We start from the raw sequence: 18,041 nt of genomic DNA on the forward strand, positions 1-18,041 counted from the left end.
CCGATAATTTACTAAATCCTTTATCAAATTTACGCCTCGTTACGCTTTTGCCCCGCCTGCGCTTTTAAAGGAAAACGGCGTCTTATTAATACAAAAAAGAGCGGAACAAAAAATATCGCCAGCAGGGTGGCGGAAATCATGCCGCCCATCACGCCGGTGCCGACCGCATGCTGGCTACTCGAACCAGCGCCGTGGCTGATGGCCATGGGCAGTACGCCAAACACAAACGCCAGCGAGGTCATTAAAATTGGGCGCAGGCGTTGACGGCAGGCCTCCAGCGTTGATTCCACCAGATCGCCGCCACGGCTGTTAATGTCGTTGGCAAACTCCACAATCAAAATGGCATTTTTTGCCGACAGTCCGATCACCGTCAGCAGGCCGACCTGGAAATAGACATCATTTTCCAGCCCGCGCGCCCAGGTGGCGATTAAGGCGCCGACCACGCCCAGCGGCACCACCAGCATCACGGCAAAAGGAATCGACCAGCTCTCATACAGCGCCGCCAGACAGAGGAAAACCACCAGCAGTGAAATCGCATACAGCGCGGGCGCCTGCGAACCGGACAGCCGCTCCTGCAACGAGGCGCCGGTCCACTGGAGCCCGACGCCGAGCGGCAGCTGGCTGACCAGCTCCTCCATGGCAGTCATTGCGGCGCCGGTGCTGACGCCGGGCGCTGCTTCGCCGACGATCTCCAGTGAAGAATAGCCGTTGTAGCGTTCCAGGCGCGGCGAGCCGGTCTCCCAGGCGGTTTTAGCAAAGGCGCTGAACGGCACCATGCCGCCTTCGCTGTTACGCACATACCATTTATTAATATCGTCCGGCAGCATGCGATATTTCGCCGCCGCCTGCACATAGACTTTCTTCACGCGTCCACGATCGAGGAAATCGTTCACATAGGTCGAACCCCAGCCGGTGGTCAGTGTGCTGTTAATATCATCGATGGAAACGCCCAGCGCCTGCGCTTTACGCTGGTCAATATCGATGCGCAGCTGCGGGCTGTCGTCCAGGCCGTTATGGCGCACGCGGGCCAGACGCGGATCGCTGGCTGCCTTCTCCAGCAGCCGATCGCGCATCTCCATCAGCTTCGTATGGCCGATACCAGCGTGGTCCTGCAGTTCCATATCAAAACCAGCGGCATTGCCCATGCCGGTAATTGCCGGTGGGCTGCTGGCGATCACTCGCGCTTCTTTAATGTGCCTGAAGGCTTGCGTCGCGCGCTCAATGATGGCGAAAGAGGTGCGGTCGGTGTCTGAACGTTCTTCCCAGTTTTTCAGGCGAATAAACAGGCGCGCCACGTTCTGGCCGTTACCGCCAGGGCCGGAGCCGACGGTGGCAAATACCGATTCGATATTCTCTTTCTCATGGGTCAGATAGTAATTCTCGACTTTCTGCACCACCTTCAGCGTTTGCTGCTGGGTAGAACCCGGTGGCAGCTGCACCTGGGTCGTGAAAATCCCGCGATCTTCCAGCGGCAGGAAAGAGGTCGGCAGGCGCAGAAACAGAAAGGCCATAATGGCGATAATGCCCAGATAGAGCAGTAGCCAGCGCCCAGCCTGGCGCAGCAGTTTCGCCACGCGCTGTTCATAACGCTGGGTGTTACGCGTGAACATGCGGTTAAACCAGCCGAAAAAGCCGTCGCGCTGATGATGTCCGGCGGGCACCGGCTTCAGCAGCGAGGCGCAGAGTGCAGGCGTCAGAATCATCGCCACCAGCACCGACAGTACCATGGCGGAAACCACGGTAATCGAAAACTGGCGATAGATAGCGCCGACGGCGCCGCCGAAAAAGGCCATCGGCACAAATACGGCCGACAGCACCAGCGTAATGCCGACCAGCGCGCCCTGAATCTGGCCCATCGATTTACGCGTGGCTTCGCGCGGCGACAGGCCTTCTTCGCTCATGATGCGCTCGACGTTTTCCACTACCACAATCGCATCGTCCACCAGCAGGCCGATCGCCAGCACCATCGCAAACATGGTGAGAGTATTAATACTGAAACCGCAGGCATACAGGATGGAGAAGGTGCTTAACAGCACCACCGGCACCGCGATGGTTGGGATCAGCGTGGCGCGGAAGTTCTGCATAAACAGGTACATCACCAGAAAGACCAGCAGCACCGCTTCCAGCAGGGTTTTCACCACATCGCGAATGGAGGCGGTAACAAAAGGCGTGGTCTCGTAGGCGACTTTCGCTTCCAGGCCGTGCGGGAAGTATTGCGCCAGTTCAGCGATGCGCGCGCGCACCAACCGATCGGTTTCCAGCTCATTAGCACCAGAGGCGAGCTTGATGCCCAGCCCGGAAGCGGCCATGCCGTTATAGCGGCTGAGGTAGTCATATTTTTCCGCGCCCAGCGCCACATCTGCCACGTCGCCCAGCGTGACGACAGAACCATCGCGGTTGGTGCGCAGCGTAATTGCTTTAAACTGCTCCGGCGTTTGCAACAGCGCCTGTGAATTGACCGTGGCGTTGAGCGCCTGGTTATCCACCGATGGCGTGCCGCCAACCTGACCTACCGCCACCTGACTGTTTTGCGATTCGATCGCGCTCACCACGTCCGCTGTGGTCAGCGCATAGTTTGTCAGCTTGTTGGGATCGAGCCAGATGCGCATCGCATACTGCGTGCCGTAGGCATCCACCTGACCAACGCCGCTGATGCGGCTGAGCGGATCCTGGATATTACTTGCCACATAGTCAGCAATATCCTGCTTATCCATGCTGCCGTCGGTAGAAACAAACGCCAGCATCAGGATATTGCTGTCGCCGGTTTTATTGACCGTTACGCCCTGCTGCTGCACATCCTGCGGCAGTTTACGCAGCGCCGACTGCAGCTGGTTTTGCACCTGCTGACGCGCTTCGTCGGGATCGGTACCGGCGGAGAAGGTGAGAGTAATGGTCGCCTGGCCGGTATTGCTGCTTTGCGATGACATATACATCAGGTTATCGATGCCGGTCATGCTCTGTTCGATAATCTGCGTAACCGTATTTTCCAGGGTTTCCGCTGATGCGCCAGGGTAGTTAGCGGTAATGCGCACGTTCGGCGGGGCGAGGTCGGGATATTGTTCTATTGGCAGAGACTTAATCGCCAGCGCGCCGGTGAGGCACATCATTATCGCCAACACCCAGGCAAAAATTGGGCGGTCAATGAAAAAATTCGCCATTGAAGCGGCACTCCTCAATACGGTGTCATCAACAGGAAAATCAGCCAACCGCGTTGGCGCCGCGGCGGGCAAAGATTACACGGTGCGATTTTTAATCAATTGCGTGCTAACAGTTGCCGGATAACTTTACGCGCCCGCGAGGATAGAAACGTGGAGAAAAAGAGGAGAAAGTGTAAATGATCATAGTGAAAAGCGCGCGTTAAACGCGCGGCTTCTAATGATGTTTATTTTCCAGCCAAAGAACGGTGGCCGCGACGCGCGAGCGCACATCCAGCTTGCGCAGAAAATTGCGAATATGCACTTTCACCGTCTCTTCGGAGATGTGCAGGGTGGCGGCGATTTCTTTATTGGATAGTCCACGAGCCACTTCCTGCAGCACATCCAGTTCGCGTTCGGTCAGCGTCTGGAAGGGGTTGGCGCTGTGGCCGCGCGTCATCATATAGTCGCGGACGACGCTGCTGTAGACGTTGGCTCCCTGCGCGCCTTCGGTAATTTGCTGGAGCAGCACTTCCGGCTCGCTATCTTTCAGCAGGTAGCCATCGGCGCCGGCATCCAGCATCGCGTAAATATCGCTGCGCGCGTCGGAAACGGTCAATACCAGAATACGCGCCGCCACGCCTTCATTACGCAGCGCTTTTAAGGTATCCAGACCGGACATGCCCTTCATATGCAGATCCAACAGGATCACGTCGGGCAACAGTCGGCTTGCCTCGGCCAGCGCTTCGGTACCGTTATTGGCTTCGGCCACCACCTCAAAGCTGCTGCTTAACTCCAGAAGCTGACGAATTCCCCGGCGCATCAACGGATGATCGTCGACCAGCATCACAGTAAAGTGTCGATTGTTCATAATACTCCCCGGCGTAGCGCGCCAGCCGTAGCTGGCTGAATAAAAAGAATTACGGCTGGCATTAATCTGCCACCGATTCTGTTGTCTGTGAGGGAAAGCGCAGCCGTAGCCGCGTCCCGTCGGATGGCGTGGTTTCCATCAATAGCGAACCGCCCAGACGCTGCGCTCGCTCATGCATAATCGTCAGGCCATAATGCCCGGCAGGCTCTTCAACGGTGGTCAGACCGCAGCCGTCATCGCTAATAACAATCTGATATTCGCCATTTTCCAGCGTGGTGCAGCTTACCTCGATAAGGCTGGCATTTGCGTGTCGAATGGCGTTCAGCACCGCTTCCCGGACAATTTGTAAAACATGCACCTGTTGCTGAGCGGTTAGCGCGTCAAAACCGGACGAACAGTGCAGGGCGATCTCGGCGGTGGTTTGCTGCTGGAGCGGCGTTAACATCGCCTGTAACGCAGCGGGCAGGTAGGCCTCATCGACCGACAACCGGAAGGTGTTCAGCAGCTCACGCAGCTGGCGATAGGCTTCTGCCAGCGCCTGATCGAAATCGCTGACAATCTGCTGGGCGGGCTGCTGTTCCGCATCGATGGTGCGTTTCAGTAAGGTTAGCTGAATGCGCAGGAAGGAGAGCGCCTGCGCCAGCGAGTCATGTAGCTCGCGGGCGATGGTGGCGCGCTCTTCCATCAGCAGCAGTTGCTGCTGCTGTTTTTGCGCCTGATGGATCCAGATGGCGCGCGACAGCAAATTGCCGACACTCTGCATCAGCGGTTCGGGCGTTTTCCGTTCGCCTTCCTGCCAGCGCAGCTCGCTGCCTGGCTGATTATCCTGCTGGATCGCCAGCCGCTGCCAGCTTTTATCGGACTGCGGCGTACCCAGCGCGATCTGCCAGCTTTCGCCGGCGTCTAACGTCAACGCGGTCAGACGCGCGCGCCTGAAGACGATCTCCATCACTTCGGTAATGGTCGGCTGGCCCAGGCTGCTGACGGTCAGCGCCTGTGACGCTTCATACAGAATGGTCATGGTCTGATGCGCCACCATTAAATCTGCGGTACGCGCTTTTACCGTGTTTTCCAGTTCGCTGTAGTGACGCTCCAGCTCGCCCGACATGCGGTTAAAGGTATTCGCCAGCAGACCCAGCTCATTGGCCAGTGAGGTATCGAGCGGCGGATAGTTAAAATTGCCCTGTTCGATATAACGGCTGGCGGCCACCAGCTGATTCAGCGGTTTAACAACCTGACGGCGCGTCAGGCGGATGGTCCAGAACGCCAATGCCACGATGGCGATAAAGCCGATGGCGCTGGTTATCGCCACCAGCTGCATTTTACGTTCCGCATAGCGCTGCAGATCGTAAACGAAACGATCAATCTCACTGACGTAATGCACCACATGCTGGGAATAGCGCATTGGATCGCCGCTGGTTAAGTCAGCGCGCAGCAGCGGCCAGGAAAGTTTGATTTGCCGATAGCGGTTACGCACATTTTCCGGCACGTAAAAACGGTTCAGATGCCGGAGAACCGGCGCATCCAGCGATCGCTGATAATAGCGCAGATGCGCCACCAGCTCTGGGGATTTCGTATCCAAATCCCAGGCGAGGCGGTAGGTCTGCATACGCAGCGAGCCGGCAAAATTGATCATTTCCGCATCGCGCAGACTGCCGGATAACGTCAACAGCGCCAGGCTGGTGGAAAGCACCGACAGAATCACGATGCCGGCCAGCGCGCGGGCGATAGAACTGGTAACGGAGCGTTTCAGCATGAGAAGACTTAACCCAAAAAAGAGGGGGCAATCATAGCCTGAAACCCGCGCAGGCGCAGCGGTGTCAGGTCAAATTAAGGACAGGTAGCGGCGATCGCGCCCGGTATTGGCCGATGGGGTGCGCTCCAGATCCGGCGGCGCCGACTAAAAGGCGGCTTTTAATTCCACCGCGGCGGAATAAGCGGACTGCTCTGTTTAGCGCCTGAAGCAAAGCGGGAAGAGGGATTAAAAACGCCCAGCCGCGTTTCCAGCTTAATATTATCAACCGGCTCCCAGCCATAAATCAGATCGACGCCGTAGCCAGGCCGCTGAAATTCAATATCTCGCGAGGAGCGGGCGTTAAGGGAGGCTGCGCCAGTAATGAAACCGTGAGGGCATCGGGATGAACAGCGCTTATTAGCTGGCGTTCTGCCAGCGCCGCATAAATAATGCCTGCGCGCAGCGCGGTTAATCTTTTTACGTCATTGCCTGATGAACGCGGCAGATAATCGTCTGCCGCATTTTTTTAGTAAGTGGGCAGCGTAACAATATCGGCGCCCGGCGGTAAATAAAAACTGCCCGCCTCACGAACACCGTTAATTAATAACACTTCCGCTTGTGATATGGCTTTTAATACGGTGTTCGCTAAACGGATATATCCTTCGGACATATCCTGGCCTCATGGTGTCATGAGAATAAAAGGCCAGGCACGGTATCCGCTGATTATTCATTGTTTCCATGTCTTTGAATGCGCCTTCTGATAAAAATAAATGGCGACCGGTTAACAGGTTATTTCATTATTTGAAGGGCGGCGCTGGAGCTGTTTAAATGGATTGTGGCTGGCGCAGCGGCGGAACTCAATAATCGCGGTAATGCTCCGCCGCGCTAACGTCTTATTCCCGGTATGACCTGTACCTTAACCCTGAGTGATTTGCTGGATATTAAATAACCGTTCGGTATCCAACTCTTCCCGTCTTTTACCTGTGCCACAAAAATTACATAAAGCGTCAGAAATTTCGCCGTTGGGGTTTTGTTTCCCCTGATAAGAACGGTTAGGATTCATCGCCGTAAATTCACTGTGTCGCCACACTACAAGACCCAGACCAACAGCGAATTTATCCCTTTAAATCTTTATAGCGCAAACGTTTGGTTATAAAGGATGAAAGCGGGCTGAGCGTACAGGCGCTCTTTTATCGGACAGGACAACAGGACAGGCAATGAAAGCAACCAAGAAAACGGCAGCGGATCACCATGCTGCCAGAAGACGCTGGCTGAATTCACATGATGCTGGCTACGACAAGGCAATGGGCAATCGTCAGGTACAGATGATTGCTATCGGCGGTGCTATCGGCACCGGTTTGTTCCTCGGCGCAGGCGCGCGTTTACAGGCCGCTGGCCCGGCGCTGGCGCTGGTTTATCTCGTCTGCGGTATTTTCTCTTTCTTTATCTTACGTGCGCTGGGCGAACTGGTATTACATCGCCCCTCCAGCGGCAGCTTTGTCTCTTATGCGCGTGAGTTCCTTGGCGAAAAAGCCTCCTACGTTGCGGGCTGGATGTACTTCGTTAACTGGGCGATGACCGGTATCGTTGATATCACCGCCGTGGCGCTTTATATGCATTACTGGGGCGCCTTCGGCGACGTGCCGCAGTGGGTATTTGCGCTGGGCGCGCTGGCGATTGTCGGCACCATGAACCTGATCGGCGTGAAATGGTTTGCCGAGATGGAGTTCTGGTTTGCCCTGATAAAAGTGCTGGCCATTGTGATCTTCCTGATCGTAGGCGTGGTATTCCTCGGCAGCGGTAAGCCGCTGGATGGCAATGCCACCGGCTTCCACTTGATTTCAGATAACGGCGGCATGTTCCCGCACGGGCTGCTGCCGGCGCTGGTTCTGGTGCAGGGCGTAGTATTCGCCTTCGCCTCTATCGAGCTGGTGGGTATCGCCGCGGGCGAATGTAAAGAGCCGAAAAAAGTGCTGCCGAAGGCGATTAACAGCGTTATCTGGCGTATCGGCCTGTTCTATGTCGGCTCCGTAGTGCTGTTAGTGCTGCTGCTACCCTGGAACGCTTATCAGGCCGGACAAAGCCCGTTTGTTACCTTCTTCTCCAAACTGGGCGTGCCCTATATCGGCAGCATTATGAATATTGTGGTGCTGAGCGCTGCGCTATCCAGCCTGAACTCCGGCCTCTATTCAACCGGACGTATTCTGCGCTCGATGTCGATGGGCGGATCGGCGCCGAAAGCCCTGTCGAAAATGAGCGGTCAGCAGGTTCCCTATGCCGGGATTCTGGTTACCATCGGCGTTTATGTGATTGGCGTAGTGCTGAACTATTATGTGCCGTCGCAGGTATTTGAAATCGTTCTGAACATCGCTTCGCTGGGGATCCTGTCAACCTGGGCCTTTATTATTGTCTGCCAGATGCGTCTGCGTAAGGCGATTAAAGAGGGCAAGGCCGATGACGTGAGCTTTAAGCTGCCCGGCGCGCCGGTAACATCATGGCTGACGCTGCTGTTCCTGGCGAGCGTGCTGGTGCTGATGGCGTTTGACTACCCGAACGGCACCTTTACCGTCGCCGCCATCCCGCTAATTATCGTCGTGCTAATTTTGGGCTGGTTTGGCGTGCGTAAACGCGTTCACGCCATTGCGATGACCGAACATGAACATAGCGCAGCGGAACCGCCCGCTACGCTAAACGAAAGCCACTCGAAGTAAGACGTTTAACGGTGGGCGACAAAGCGGTCGCTCACCGTTTTCATACCGGAGCCAGAGCTGGCTCCGTTTTATACAAAATTAAACTGCCCACCGCCTGCGTTATACGGCAACGATTAAACCTGTCACGGCAATGAGCAATCGCTTAGCTGCCACTCTTATGTTGCAAATACCAGACGGCCGCTTCCACCCGTGATTTCAGCTGTAATTTCTTGAGCAGATGTTTGACATGCACTTTAACCGTGCTTTCTGTGATGTTGAGCTTACGGGCAATGATTTTATTCGGCAGGCCGCGCGCTATCTGACGTAAAATATCCTGTTCCCGACGGGTGAGCTGTTGCAGATCGCGCTGGGTGGCAGGCGGCGTTTCGCGCAGGCTGCTGATTAATACTGATGTCAGGGTTTCACTTAGCACCATCTGACCTGCGGCAGCCTGATGCAGCGAGGTCAGCAGCGCCTCCGGCTCCATATCTTTCAGCAGATAACCATCAGCGCCGCGCTTCAGCGCGCTCACTACATCTTCTTCATCGTTAGAAACGGTAAAGACCACAATACGGCCAGAGAGATCGATACGGCGCAGGCGATCGAGTGTTTCCAGCCCGTTAATCCCCGGCATATTCAAATCAAGCAAAATCAGATCCGGGTCATGTTGTTCAGCCAGCGCCAGGCCCTGTTCGCCATTGCCGGCCTCGGCAATAACCTTCAGTTGCGGATCGAGGCTGATAAGCTGCTTAACGCCATTACGTAACATGGGATGATCATCAATCAGAAGGATGGTAGCGGCGTCGTGGGTAGTCATACTGGCTCCGGTTAATCAGGGTGTTGACGACATTTGCAAGACTGGCAACGCGCAATAAAAAGCCCGCTTTCAGAAAGCATGGCCGTCGCGCGCTATTTTTTCATTATTCCTGATTTATGCTTTATACCCCAAAAGGGGTAGCTCTAATAAAATAAGGAGAAGCAATACTTCGCCGATGTGACTTTATCATCTTTTTAATCGGCTGTTTTTGTTAAATTTATTGGCGAAAATGACACTACTCATTTAGTGGGTGGAAGACAATTGCATGCCTTAACTAACTGCTACCCTGTTGATTTATGTCAACTTCGCGCTACGGACGACCAGGCAGGATGTGCGCAGTTTTCATTCCTTCACCGGGGTTATTATGTCGAATTTAGCCACGCCATCAGAGAAAAAAGCATCAGGCGCCGTTATTCAAAACTGGCAGCCGGAAGATGCTGAGTTCTGGCAGCAGAGCGGTAAGCGTATTGCTAATCGTAATCTGTGGATTTCTGTGTTCTGTCTGTTACTGGCATTCTGCGTCTGGATGCTGTTCAGCACCGTTGCCGTTAATTTAAATAAAGTTGGCTTCAACTTTACAACCGATCAGCTCTTCCTGCTGACCGCGCTTCCTTCCGTTTCCGGCGCGCTGCTGCGTGTGCCTTACTCCTTTGTGATTCCTGTCTTCGGCGGACGTCGCTGGACCGCTTTCAGCACCGGTATCATGTTGATTCCGTGCGTATGGCTCGGTTTCGCCGTCCAAAACCCGGAAACGCCTTTTGCGGTATTCGTGGTGATCTCGCTGCTGTGCGGCTTTGCTGGCGCAAACTTCGCTTCCAGCATGGGCAACATCAGTTTCTTCTTCCCGAAAGCACAGCAGGGCAGTGCGCTGGGCATTAACGGTGGCCTCGGCAACCTGGGCGTGAGCGTGATGCAGTTGCTGGCACCAGCAGCGATCTCCTTCGCTATCTTTGGCTATTTTGGTAGCCAGGGTCAGGTGACCGCCGACGGTAGCCAGATGTGGCTGGAAAATGCCGCGTGGATTTGGGTGCCGCTGCTGCTGATCGCGACGCTTGCCGCCTGGTTCGGCATGAACGATCTCGCCGCATCCAAAGCTTCTCTGCGTCAACAGCTGCCGGTACTGAAACGTGCGCATCTGTGGGGGCTGAGCCTGCTTTACCTGGCAACCTTCGGCTCGTTTATCGGCTTCTCTGCGGGTTTTGCCATGCTCTCCAAAACGCAGTTCCCGGACATCGTTATCATGAAGTACGCTTTCTTCGGCCCGCTGCTCGGTGCCCTGGCGCGTTCTGCCGGCGGCGTGATTTCCGATCGGTTTGGCGGCGTGCGCGTTACGCTGATTAACTTTATCGTGATGGCGATTTTTACTGCTCTGGTGTTCCTGGCATTGCCGTCTGAAGGCCACGACGGATCATTCCCGCTGTTCTTTGGCATCTTTATGGTGCTGTTCTTAACGGCAGGTCTCGGCAGTGGTTCTACCTACCAGATGATTGCGGTGATTTTCCGTAAAATTACCTGGGATAGCGTAAAAGCGCGCGGCGGCAGCGATGAACAGGCGCAGCAGGAAGCGGTAACCGATACCGCTGCGGCGCTGGGCTTTATCTCCGCCATCGGTGCGGCGGGTGGCTTCTTTATCCCGCAGACCTTCGGCATCTCGCTGGCTATGTCCGGCTCTCCGGCAGGCGCCATGAAAATCTTCCTGGTGTTCTACGTGGTCTGCATATTAATCACCTGGCTGGTCTACGGCCGTAAGGCTGCACGTTAATTATTGAAAAGCCGGCTTTGTCGCTCTGACAAAAGCCGGCTTTTTATTGCGTCTGGTTTTACCCATTACCTACTCCCAAATAGCCGATAGCTAGCCTGAGCGTGCCGCTTACGATATTTTTTTTGTTTTTATCAAACAAAATCAATGCATTGAAGATGGAGCATGCATGCCACCTAGGTGGTATTCGGGCAGGGAGAATAAGCGCAGTAACTGTGCTGACTTGATCGCAATCAAGCGGCCAGCCTGGTCATCTCAGTAGGCTGACGCCCACAACATAAGCAATGTCGTTTAGCCATTTATAACAACACCGAGCCTTCAGGAGAATTCCGGATGAGCAAATTTCTGGATCGGTTTCGCTACTTTAAACAATTAGCTGAACCTTTTGCTGGCCAGCACGGCCAGACACTTAACACTAACCGGGACTGGGAAGATGGTTACCGCAGCCGCTGGCAGCATGACAAAATCGTGCGCTCCACGCACGGCGTCAACTGCACCGGTTCCTGTAGCTGGAAGATCTATGTCAAAAATGGTCTGGTCACCTGGGAAACCCAGCAAACTGACTATCCTCGCACCCGCCCCGATCTGCCAAACCATGAACCGCGAGGCTGCCCACGCGGCGCCAGCTACTCCTGGTATTTATATAGTGCCAATCGCCTGAAATATCCACTTATGCGCAAGCGTTTGGTGAAATTATGGCGTGAAGCGAAAGCGCTGCACAGCGATCCGGTTGACGCCTGGGGCTCAATCATCAACGACGCCGAAAAAGCGAAAAGCTATAAAGTGGCCCGCGGACGCGGCGGTTTTGTGCGCTCCAGCTGGCAGGAAGTGAATGAAATCATTGCGGCGGCCAACGTCTATACCGCCAAAACCTTCGGCCCGGACCGTATTGTCGGCTTCTCGCCGATTCCGGCAATGTCGATGGTGTCCTACGCGGCGGGCGCCCGTTATCTTTCGCTGATCGGCGGTACCTGCCTGAGCTTCTATGACTGGTATTGCGATTTGCCGCCAGCATCGCCGATGACCTGGGGCGAACAGACCGACGTACCGGAATCGGCTGACTGGTACAACTCCTCTTATATCATCGCCTGGGGCTCTAACGTTCCGCAGACGCGTACGCCTGACGCCCACTTCTTTACCGAAGTCCGTTACAAAGGCACCAAAACCGTAGCGGTAACGCCGGACTACGCGGAAGTCGCCAAGCTGTGCGACCTGTGGCTGAACCCGAAACAGGGCACCGACAGCGCAATGGCGCTGGCGATGGGCCACGTGATGTTGAAAGAGTTCCATCTCGATCGTGAGGTCAGCTACTTCCGCGACTACGCGCGCCGCTATACCGATATGCCGATGTTGGTGATGCTGGAGCAGCGTGAAGGTGGTTACTACGCTGCCGGACGTATGCTGCGCGCCAGCGATCTGGTAGATAATCTGGGCCAGGAAAATAACCCTGAATGGAAGACCATCGCGCTCGATAGCCTGAGCGGCGAGCTGGTGGCGCCGCTGGGCTCTATTGGTTATCGCTGGGGCGAAGAGGGCAAATGGAACCTCGAAGCGCGTGAAGGTAAATCTCAGCGCGACGTCGAGCTACAGCTCAGCCTGTTGGGCAGCCATGATGAAGTGGCTGAAGTGGGCTTCCCTTACTTCGGCGGCATCGAAAGCGAACACTTCAACAGCGTGGCGCTGAATGAAATCCTGCTGCACAAATTGCCGGTTAAACGTCTGCAGCTGGCTGACGGCACCGAGGCGCTGGTTGCCAGCGTTTACGACCTGACGCTGGCCAACTATGGTCTGGATCGCGGTCTGGATGACGCCAACTGCGCCACCAGCTTTGATGAGATCAAAGCCTACACGCCAGCATGGGCGGAAAAAGTAACCGGCGTTTCCCGTCAGCACATTATTCGTGTCGCGCGCGAGTTTGCTGAAAACGCCGAGAAAACCCATGGCCGTTCGATGATCATCGTCGGTGCCGGTATGAACCACTGGTATCACATGGACATGAACTACCGCGGCCTGATCAACATGCTGATCTTCTGCGGTTGCGTGGGTCAGAGTGGTGGCGGCTGGGCGCACTATGTCGGCCAGGAAAAACTGCGTCCGCAAACCGGCTGGCAGCCGCTGGCGTTTGGCCTTGACTGGCAGCGTCCGCCGCGCCATATGAACGGCACCTCTTTCTTCTATAACCACTCCAGTCAGTGGCGCTACGAAACCGTATCGACGGAATCGCTGCTCTCTCCGCTGGCGGATAAATCACGCTATCAGGGCAGCCTGATCGATTTCAACGTACGTTCAGAACGTATGGGCTGGCTGCCTTCCGCGCCGCAGCTCGGCACCAACCCGCTGCATATTGCCGCGAAAGCACAGGCCGCAGGCAAAACGCCGGTTGACTATACCGTGGACAGCCTGAAAGAAGGTTCGCTGCGCTTTGCTGCCGAACAGCCGGATAATCCGCAGAACTACCCGCGCAACCTGTTCGTCTGGCGTTCTAACCTGCTGGGCTCTTCCGGTAAAGGCCATGAATATATGCTGAAGTACCTGCTGGGTACGGAAAACGGCATTCAGGGCAAAGACCTGGGCAAACAGGGCAGCGTTAAGCCGCAGGAAGTGGAATGGCAGGATAATGGCGGCGAAGGCAAACTGGATCTGGTGGTCACGCTCGATTTCCGTATGTCCAGCACCTGTCTCTACTCTGATATCGTGCTGCCGACCGCAACCTGGTATGAAAAAGACGACATGAATACCTCGGATATGCATCCGTTTATTCATCCGCTCTCTGCCGCCGTCGATCCCGCCTGGGAAGCGAAAAGCGACTGGGAAATCTACAAAGGTATCGCCAAAACCTTCTCTGACGTTTGCCAGGGCCACCTCGGCAAAGAGACGGACGTAGTCACGCTGCCGATCCAGCACGACTCCGCGGCCGAACTGGGCCAGCCGTTCAATGTGAAAGAGTGGAAAAAAGGCGAATGCGACCTGATTCCAGGCAAAACCGCGCCGCACATCATTACCGTCGAACGCGATTACCCGGCCACCTGGGAGCGCTTTACCTCTCTCGGTCCGCTGCTGGATAAGCTGGGCAACGGCGGTAAAGGCATCAACTGGAACACCGATACAGAAATCGAACTGCTGAAAAAACTCAACTACGTGAAGCATGACGGCCCGGCTGCCGGTCGCCCGCGTATTGAGAGCGCGATAGACGCGGCAGAAGTAATCCTTACCCTGGCGCCAGAAACTAACGGTCAGGTTGCGGTAAAAGCCTGGGATGCGTTAGGCAAGTTTACCGGGCGCGACCATAAACACCTGGCGCTGAACAAGGAAGATGAAAAAATTCGCTTCCGCGATATTCAGGCGCAGCCGCGTAAAATTATCTCCAGCCCGACCTGGTCTGGTCTGGAAGATGAACACGTCTCCTATAACGCCTGTTACACCAACGTTCATGAGCTGATTCCGTGGCGTACCCTGACGGGCCGCCAGCAGCTTTATCAGGATCATGAATGGATGCGCGCCTTTGGCGAAAGCCTGCTGGTCTATCGTCCGCCGATCGACACCCGCGCCGCGCAGCCGCTGCTGAACCGTAAGCCGAACGGCAACCCGGAAAAAGCGCTGAATTTCCTGACGCCGCACCAGAAGTGGGGGATTCACTCAACCTACAGCGACAACCTGCTGATGCTGACGCTGTCACGCGGCGGGCCGATCGTCTGGATGAGCGAGGAAGATGCGAAGGAGCTGGGCATTGCCGATAACGACTGGATCGAAGCGTTTAACGCCAACGGTTCCCTGACGGCGCGTGCCGTAGTGAGCCAGCGTGTTCCTGCCGGTATGACCATGATGTACCACGCCCAGGAACGTATCGTGAATATCCCAGGTTCAGAAATCACCGGACAACGCGGCGGTATCCATAACTCGGTAACCCGCGCCTGCCCGAAACCGACCCATATGATCGGCGGTTATGCGCAGCTGGCCTACGGCTTTAACTATTACGGCACCGTAGGTTCGAATCGTGATGAGTTTGTAGTGGTCAGAAAAATGAACAATGTCAATTGGTTAGATGGTGAAGGCAACGACGAGTGCCAGGGTTCCCACCAGGAGGCTCAGCAATGAAAATTCGTTCGCAAGTCGGTATGGTGTTAAACCTCGACAAATGTATCGGCTGCCATACCTGTTCGGTAACCTGTAAAAATGTCTGGACCAGCCGTGAAGGCATGGAGTACGCCTGGTTTAACAACGTTGAAAGCAAACCGGGCGTGGGTTATCCGCACGCCTGGGAAGACCAGGAGAAATGGAAAGGCGGCTGGATCCGTAAAATTAACGGTCAGCTTCAGCCGCGTATGGGCAGCCGCGTTGGGCTGCTCTCCAAAATCTTCGCCAACCCGGACGTCCCGGCGCTGGATGATTACTACGAGCCGTTCGATTTCGATTATCAGCATCTGCACAACGCGCCTGAAAGCAAAAGTCAGCCGATTGCACGTCCGCGCTCGCTGATCACCGGTCAGCGGATGAAAAAAATCGAAGGCGGCCCGAACTGGGAAGAGATCCTCGGCGGCGAATTCTCCAAGCGCTCGCAGGATAAAAACTTCGATAACATCCAGAAAGAGATGTACGGCCAGTTCGAAAACACCTTCATGATGTATTTGCCGCGCCTGTGCGAACACTGCCTGAATCCGGCCTGTGTCGCCACCTGTCCAAGCGGCGCCATCTACAAACGTGCTGAAGATGGCATTGTGCTGATCGATCAGGACAAATGCCGCGGCTGGCGTATGTGTCTGACCGGCTGCCCGTACAAAAAAATCTACTTCAACTGGAAAAGCGGCAAATCAGAAAAATGCATCTTCTGCTATCCGCGCATCGAAGCGGGCCAGCCGACCGTTTGTTCCGAAACCTGCGTTGGCCGTATCCGTTATCTCGGCGTGCTGCTGTACGATGCGGACCGCATTGAACAGGCGGCCTCGACGGAGAACGAGCAGGATCTCTATCAGAGCCAGCTGGACATCTTCCTCGATCCGCACGATCCGGCGGTGATCGAGCAGGCCCTGAAAGATGGCATTCCGCAGAGCGTGATCGACGCGGCGCAGAAATCGCCGGTTTACAAAATGGCGATGGACTGGAAGCTGGCGCTGCCGCTGCATCCTGAATACCGCACGCTGCCGATGGTCTGGTATGTGCCGCCGTTATCGCCGATTCAGTCTGCCGCCGATGCGGGTGTGCTGGATCAGAAAGGCGTGCTGCCGGATGTGGAAAGCCTGCGTATTCCGGTGCAGTACCTGGCGAACCTGCTGACCGCAGGCGATACCGCGCCGGTACTGCTGGCGCTGAAACGTATGCTGGCGATGCGTCATTACAAACGTGCGGAAAGCGTGGATGGCGTGGTTGATACCAGCGCGCTGGAGCAGGTAGGTCTGACTGAAGCGCAGGCGCAGGAAATGTATCGCTACCTGGCTATTGCGAACTATGAAGATCGCTTCGTGATCCCGTCCAGCCATCGCGAGCTGGCGCGTGAAGCTTTCCCGGAAAGCAAAGGCTGCGGCTTTAGCTTCGGCGACGGCTGCCACGGCAGCGATACCAAATTCAACCTGTTCAATACGCGCCGCATCGACGCGATTGATATTACGCGCAAAACCGAGCGTCAGGGGGATGCCTCATGATGGCGTTACGTATTATCGGCCGCCTGTTGGATTATCCCGATCGGGCGCTGTTTGATCATCAACAGGAGCTGGAGGAGGCGCTGGCCTCTTCCAGCGAGCTAAACGACGCGCTGCGCGCGCAGCTGCTGGCGGTGATTCAGGATTTCAGCGCCCGTCCGCTGCTCGATTTGCAGGCAGATTACTGTGAGCTGTTCGATCGTGGCCGTGCCACGTCGCTGCTGCTGTTTGAGCATGTTCATGGCGAATCGCGCGATCGCGGCCAGGCGATGGTGGATTTAATGGAGCAGTATCGCGCCGCCGGCCTGGAGCTGGACAGCCGCGAGCTGCCTGATTTTCTGCCGCTCTATCTGGAATATCTCAGCAGCCGCAGCCCGGAAGAGGCTCGCGAAGGCTTAGTGGATATTGCGCCGATTCTGGCGCTGCTGAGCGCGCGACTGCGCCAGCGCAACAGCCGCTGGGCCGACTTGCTTGATGTGCTGCTGGCGCTTTCCAACAGCGACATCGCTGCCGAGGCGCTGGAACCGCAGGTCGCACAGGAGGCGCGCGACGATACGCCGCAGGCGCTGGATGCGGTCTGGGAAGAGGAACAAATCCGCTTCCTGGGTGAACAGGGCTGCGCGTCAGCACAGCAGGAAGCGCATCAGCGCCGCTTTGCCGGTGCCGTTGCGCCACAGTATCTGGACGTGGCGCAAGCCACCACGGGAATGACAGGACGCTGATCATGCACTTCTTGAATCTGTTTTTCTTTAATATCTACCCTTATCTGGCCGGTACGGTTTTTCTGGTCGGCAGCTGGTTGCGTTATGACTACGGGCAGTACAGCTGGCGCGCAGGCTCCAGCCAGATGCTGGATAAAAAGGGGATGCGTCTGGCATCCAACCTGTTCCATATCGGGATTATCGGCATCTTCTTCGGCCATCTGGTTGGCCTGCTGACGCCGCACTGGATGTATGAATCCTTCCTGCCGATTGCAGTGAAACAGCAGCTGGCGATGGTGGCTGGCGGTATTTGCGGCGCGCTGACGCTGATTGGCGGTGGCCTGTTGCTGAAGCGTCGTCTGACCAATCCGCGCGTGCGCGCGACCAGCAGTACCGGCGATATCCTGATCCTGACGCTGCTGGTGATTCAGGCTGCGCTGGGTGTGGGCACCATCTTCTTCTCTGCACAGCATATGGACGGCATTGAGATGATGAAGCTGGTGGGCTGGGCGCAGGCAATAGTAACCTTCCATGCTGGCGCGGCAGCGCATCTGGAAGGCGTGGCGCTGATCTATAAGGTCCACATGGTGCTGGGTATGACGCTGTTCCTGCTGTTCCCGTTCTGCCGTCTGGTGCATATCTGGAGCGCGCCGGTGGAATATCTGACTCGTCGCTATCAGCTGGTGCGTAACCGCCACTGA

Annotated in this window: 11 protein-coding genes; 7 read left to right on the plus strand and 4 right to left on the minus strand. The window is 55.9% G+C overall.

Features of this window, described 5'->3' with window-relative positions; genetic code table 11:
- Positions 1-29: 29 nt before the first annotated feature.
- Positions 30-3,158: a multidrug efflux RND transporter permease AcrD gene (gene acrD, locus P3C52_RS11400; RefSeq protein ID WP_275555111.1), complete on the minus strand. Its 3,129-nt coding sequence runs from the start codon at positions 3,156-3,158 to the stop codon at positions 30-32.
- Here acrD and P3C52_RS11405 point away from each other — a divergent pair.
- Positions 3,142-3,282 (plus strand): hypothetical protein, encoded by a 141-nt coding sequence (locus tag P3C52_RS11405; RefSeq protein WP_275555112.1) that lies wholly within the window; start codon positions 3,142-3,144, stop codon positions 3,280-3,282. The two genes, acrD and P3C52_RS11405, sit on opposite strands and share 17 nt — an antisense overlap.
- 90 nt (positions 3,283-3,372) lie before the next feature.
- Here the strand turns inward: P3C52_RS11405 and P3C52_RS11410 are convergent, their stop codons facing one another.
- Together P3C52_RS11410 and narQ are read right to left on the minus strand one after the other, a co-directional pair.
- Positions 3,373-4,005 carry a response regulator gene (locus tag P3C52_RS11410; protein WP_275555113.1) on the minus strand — a complete coding sequence of 211 codons (633 nt, stop codon included), beginning with the start codon at positions 4,003-4,005 and terminating at the stop codon, positions 3,373-3,375.
- A gap of 61 nt (positions 4,006-4,066) precedes the next feature.
- On the minus strand, positions 4,067-5,761 hold the full coding sequence (narQ, locus tag P3C52_RS11415) for a nitrate/nitrite two-component system sensor histidine kinase NarQ (RefSeq protein WP_275555114.1): 1,695 nt from the start codon (positions 5,759-5,761) through the stop codon (positions 4,067-4,069).
- Between the two features lie 1,196 nt (positions 5,762-6,957).
- Between narQ and ansP the strand changes: the two genes are divergently transcribed.
- Entirely contained in the window at positions 6,958-8,451 is a 1,494-nt protein-coding gene (ansP, locus tag P3C52_RS11420; RefSeq protein WP_275555115.1) for an L-asparagine permease, read from the plus strand.
- Positions 8,452-8,593: 142 nt separating this feature from the next.
- Here ansP and narL read toward each other — a convergent pair whose 3' ends face one another.
- Positions 8,594-9,247 (minus strand): two-component system response regulator NarL, encoded by a 654-nt coding sequence (narL, locus tag P3C52_RS11425; RefSeq protein WP_275555116.1) that lies wholly within the window; start codon positions 9,245-9,247, stop codon positions 8,594-8,596.
- 364 nt (positions 9,248-9,611) lie between these two features.
- On the opposite strand from narL, the gene P3C52_RS11430 reads away from it, so the two are divergent.
- From P3C52_RS11430 to narI, 5 genes are all read left to right on the plus strand, one after another.
- Positions 9,612-11,009 (plus strand): NarK family nitrate/nitrite MFS transporter, encoded by a 1,398-nt coding sequence (locus tag P3C52_RS11430; protein WP_275555117.1) that lies wholly within the window; start codon positions 9,612-9,614, stop codon positions 11,007-11,009.
- A gap of 330 nt (positions 11,010-11,339) precedes the next feature.
- Positions 11,340-15,101 carry a nitrate reductase subunit alpha gene (locus tag P3C52_RS11435; protein ID WP_275555118.1) on the plus strand — a complete coding sequence of 1,254 codons (3,762 nt, stop codon included), beginning with the start codon at positions 11,340-11,342 and terminating at the stop codon, positions 15,099-15,101.
- Positions 15,098-16,642 carry a nitrate reductase subunit beta gene (gene narH, locus P3C52_RS11440; RefSeq protein ID WP_275555119.1) on the plus strand — a complete coding sequence of 515 codons (1,545 nt, stop codon included), beginning with the start codon at positions 15,098-15,100 and terminating at the stop codon, positions 16,640-16,642. The genes P3C52_RS11435 and narH overlap by 4 nt, the downstream gene beginning before the upstream one ends.
- Positions 16,639-17,361 carry a nitrate reductase molybdenum cofactor assembly chaperone gene (narJ, locus tag P3C52_RS11445; RefSeq protein WP_275555120.1) on the plus strand — a complete coding sequence of 241 codons (723 nt, stop codon included), beginning with the start codon at positions 16,639-16,641 and terminating at the stop codon, positions 17,359-17,361. The genes narH and narJ overlap by 4 nt, the downstream gene beginning before the upstream one ends.
- 2 nt (positions 17,362-17,363) lie before the next feature.
- Complete coding sequence (gene narI, locus P3C52_RS11450) at positions 17,364-18,041, plus strand: respiratory nitrate reductase subunit gamma (protein ID WP_275555121.1); 678 nt, start codon at positions 17,364-17,366, stop codon at positions 18,039-18,041.

It is taken from the genome of Mixta sp. Marseille-Q2659 (assembly GCF_940807255.1).
Lineage (GTDB): Bacteria > Pseudomonadota > Gammaproteobacteria > Enterobacterales > Enterobacteriaceae > Mixta.

Excerpts from the sequence above, each read along its gene's own strand:
- P3C52_RS11405 (WP_275555112.1), top strand. The coding sequence starts at position 3,142 with ATGAAAAAATTCGCCATTGAAGCGGCACTCCTCAATACGGTGTCATCA.
- acrD (WP_275555111.1), bottom strand. The coding sequence starts at position 3,158 with ATGGCGAATTTTTTCATTGACCGCCCAATTTTTGCCTGGGTGTTGGCG.
- P3C52_RS11410 (WP_275555113.1), bottom strand. The coding sequence starts at position 4,005 with ATGAACAATCGACACTTTACTGTGATGCTGGTCGACGATCATCCGTTG.
- narQ (WP_275555114.1), bottom strand. The coding sequence starts at position 5,761 with ATGCTGAAACGCTCCGTTACCAGTTCTATCGCCCGCGCGCTGGCCGGC.
- ansP (WP_275555115.1), top strand. The coding sequence starts at position 6,958 with ATGAAAGCAACCAAGAAAACGGCAGCGGATCACCATGCTGCCAGAAGA.
- narL (WP_275555116.1), bottom strand. The coding sequence starts at position 9,247 with ATGACTACCCACGACGCCGCTACCATCCTTCTGATTGATGATCATCCC.
- P3C52_RS11430 (WP_275555117.1), top strand. The coding sequence starts at position 9,612 with ATGTCGAATTTAGCCACGCCATCAGAGAAAAAAGCATCAGGCGCCGTT.
- P3C52_RS11435 (WP_275555118.1), top strand. The coding sequence starts at position 11,340 with ATGAGCAAATTTCTGGATCGGTTTCGCTACTTTAAACAATTAGCTGAA.
- narH (WP_275555119.1), top strand. The coding sequence starts at position 15,098 with ATGAAAATTCGTTCGCAAGTCGGTATGGTGTTAAACCTCGACAAATGT.
- narJ (WP_275555120.1), top strand. The coding sequence starts at position 16,639 with ATGATGGCGTTACGTATTATCGGCCGCCTGTTGGATTATCCCGATCGG.
- narI (WP_275555121.1), top strand. The coding sequence starts at position 17,364 with ATGCACTTCTTGAATCTGTTTTTCTTTAATATCTACCCTTATCTGGCC.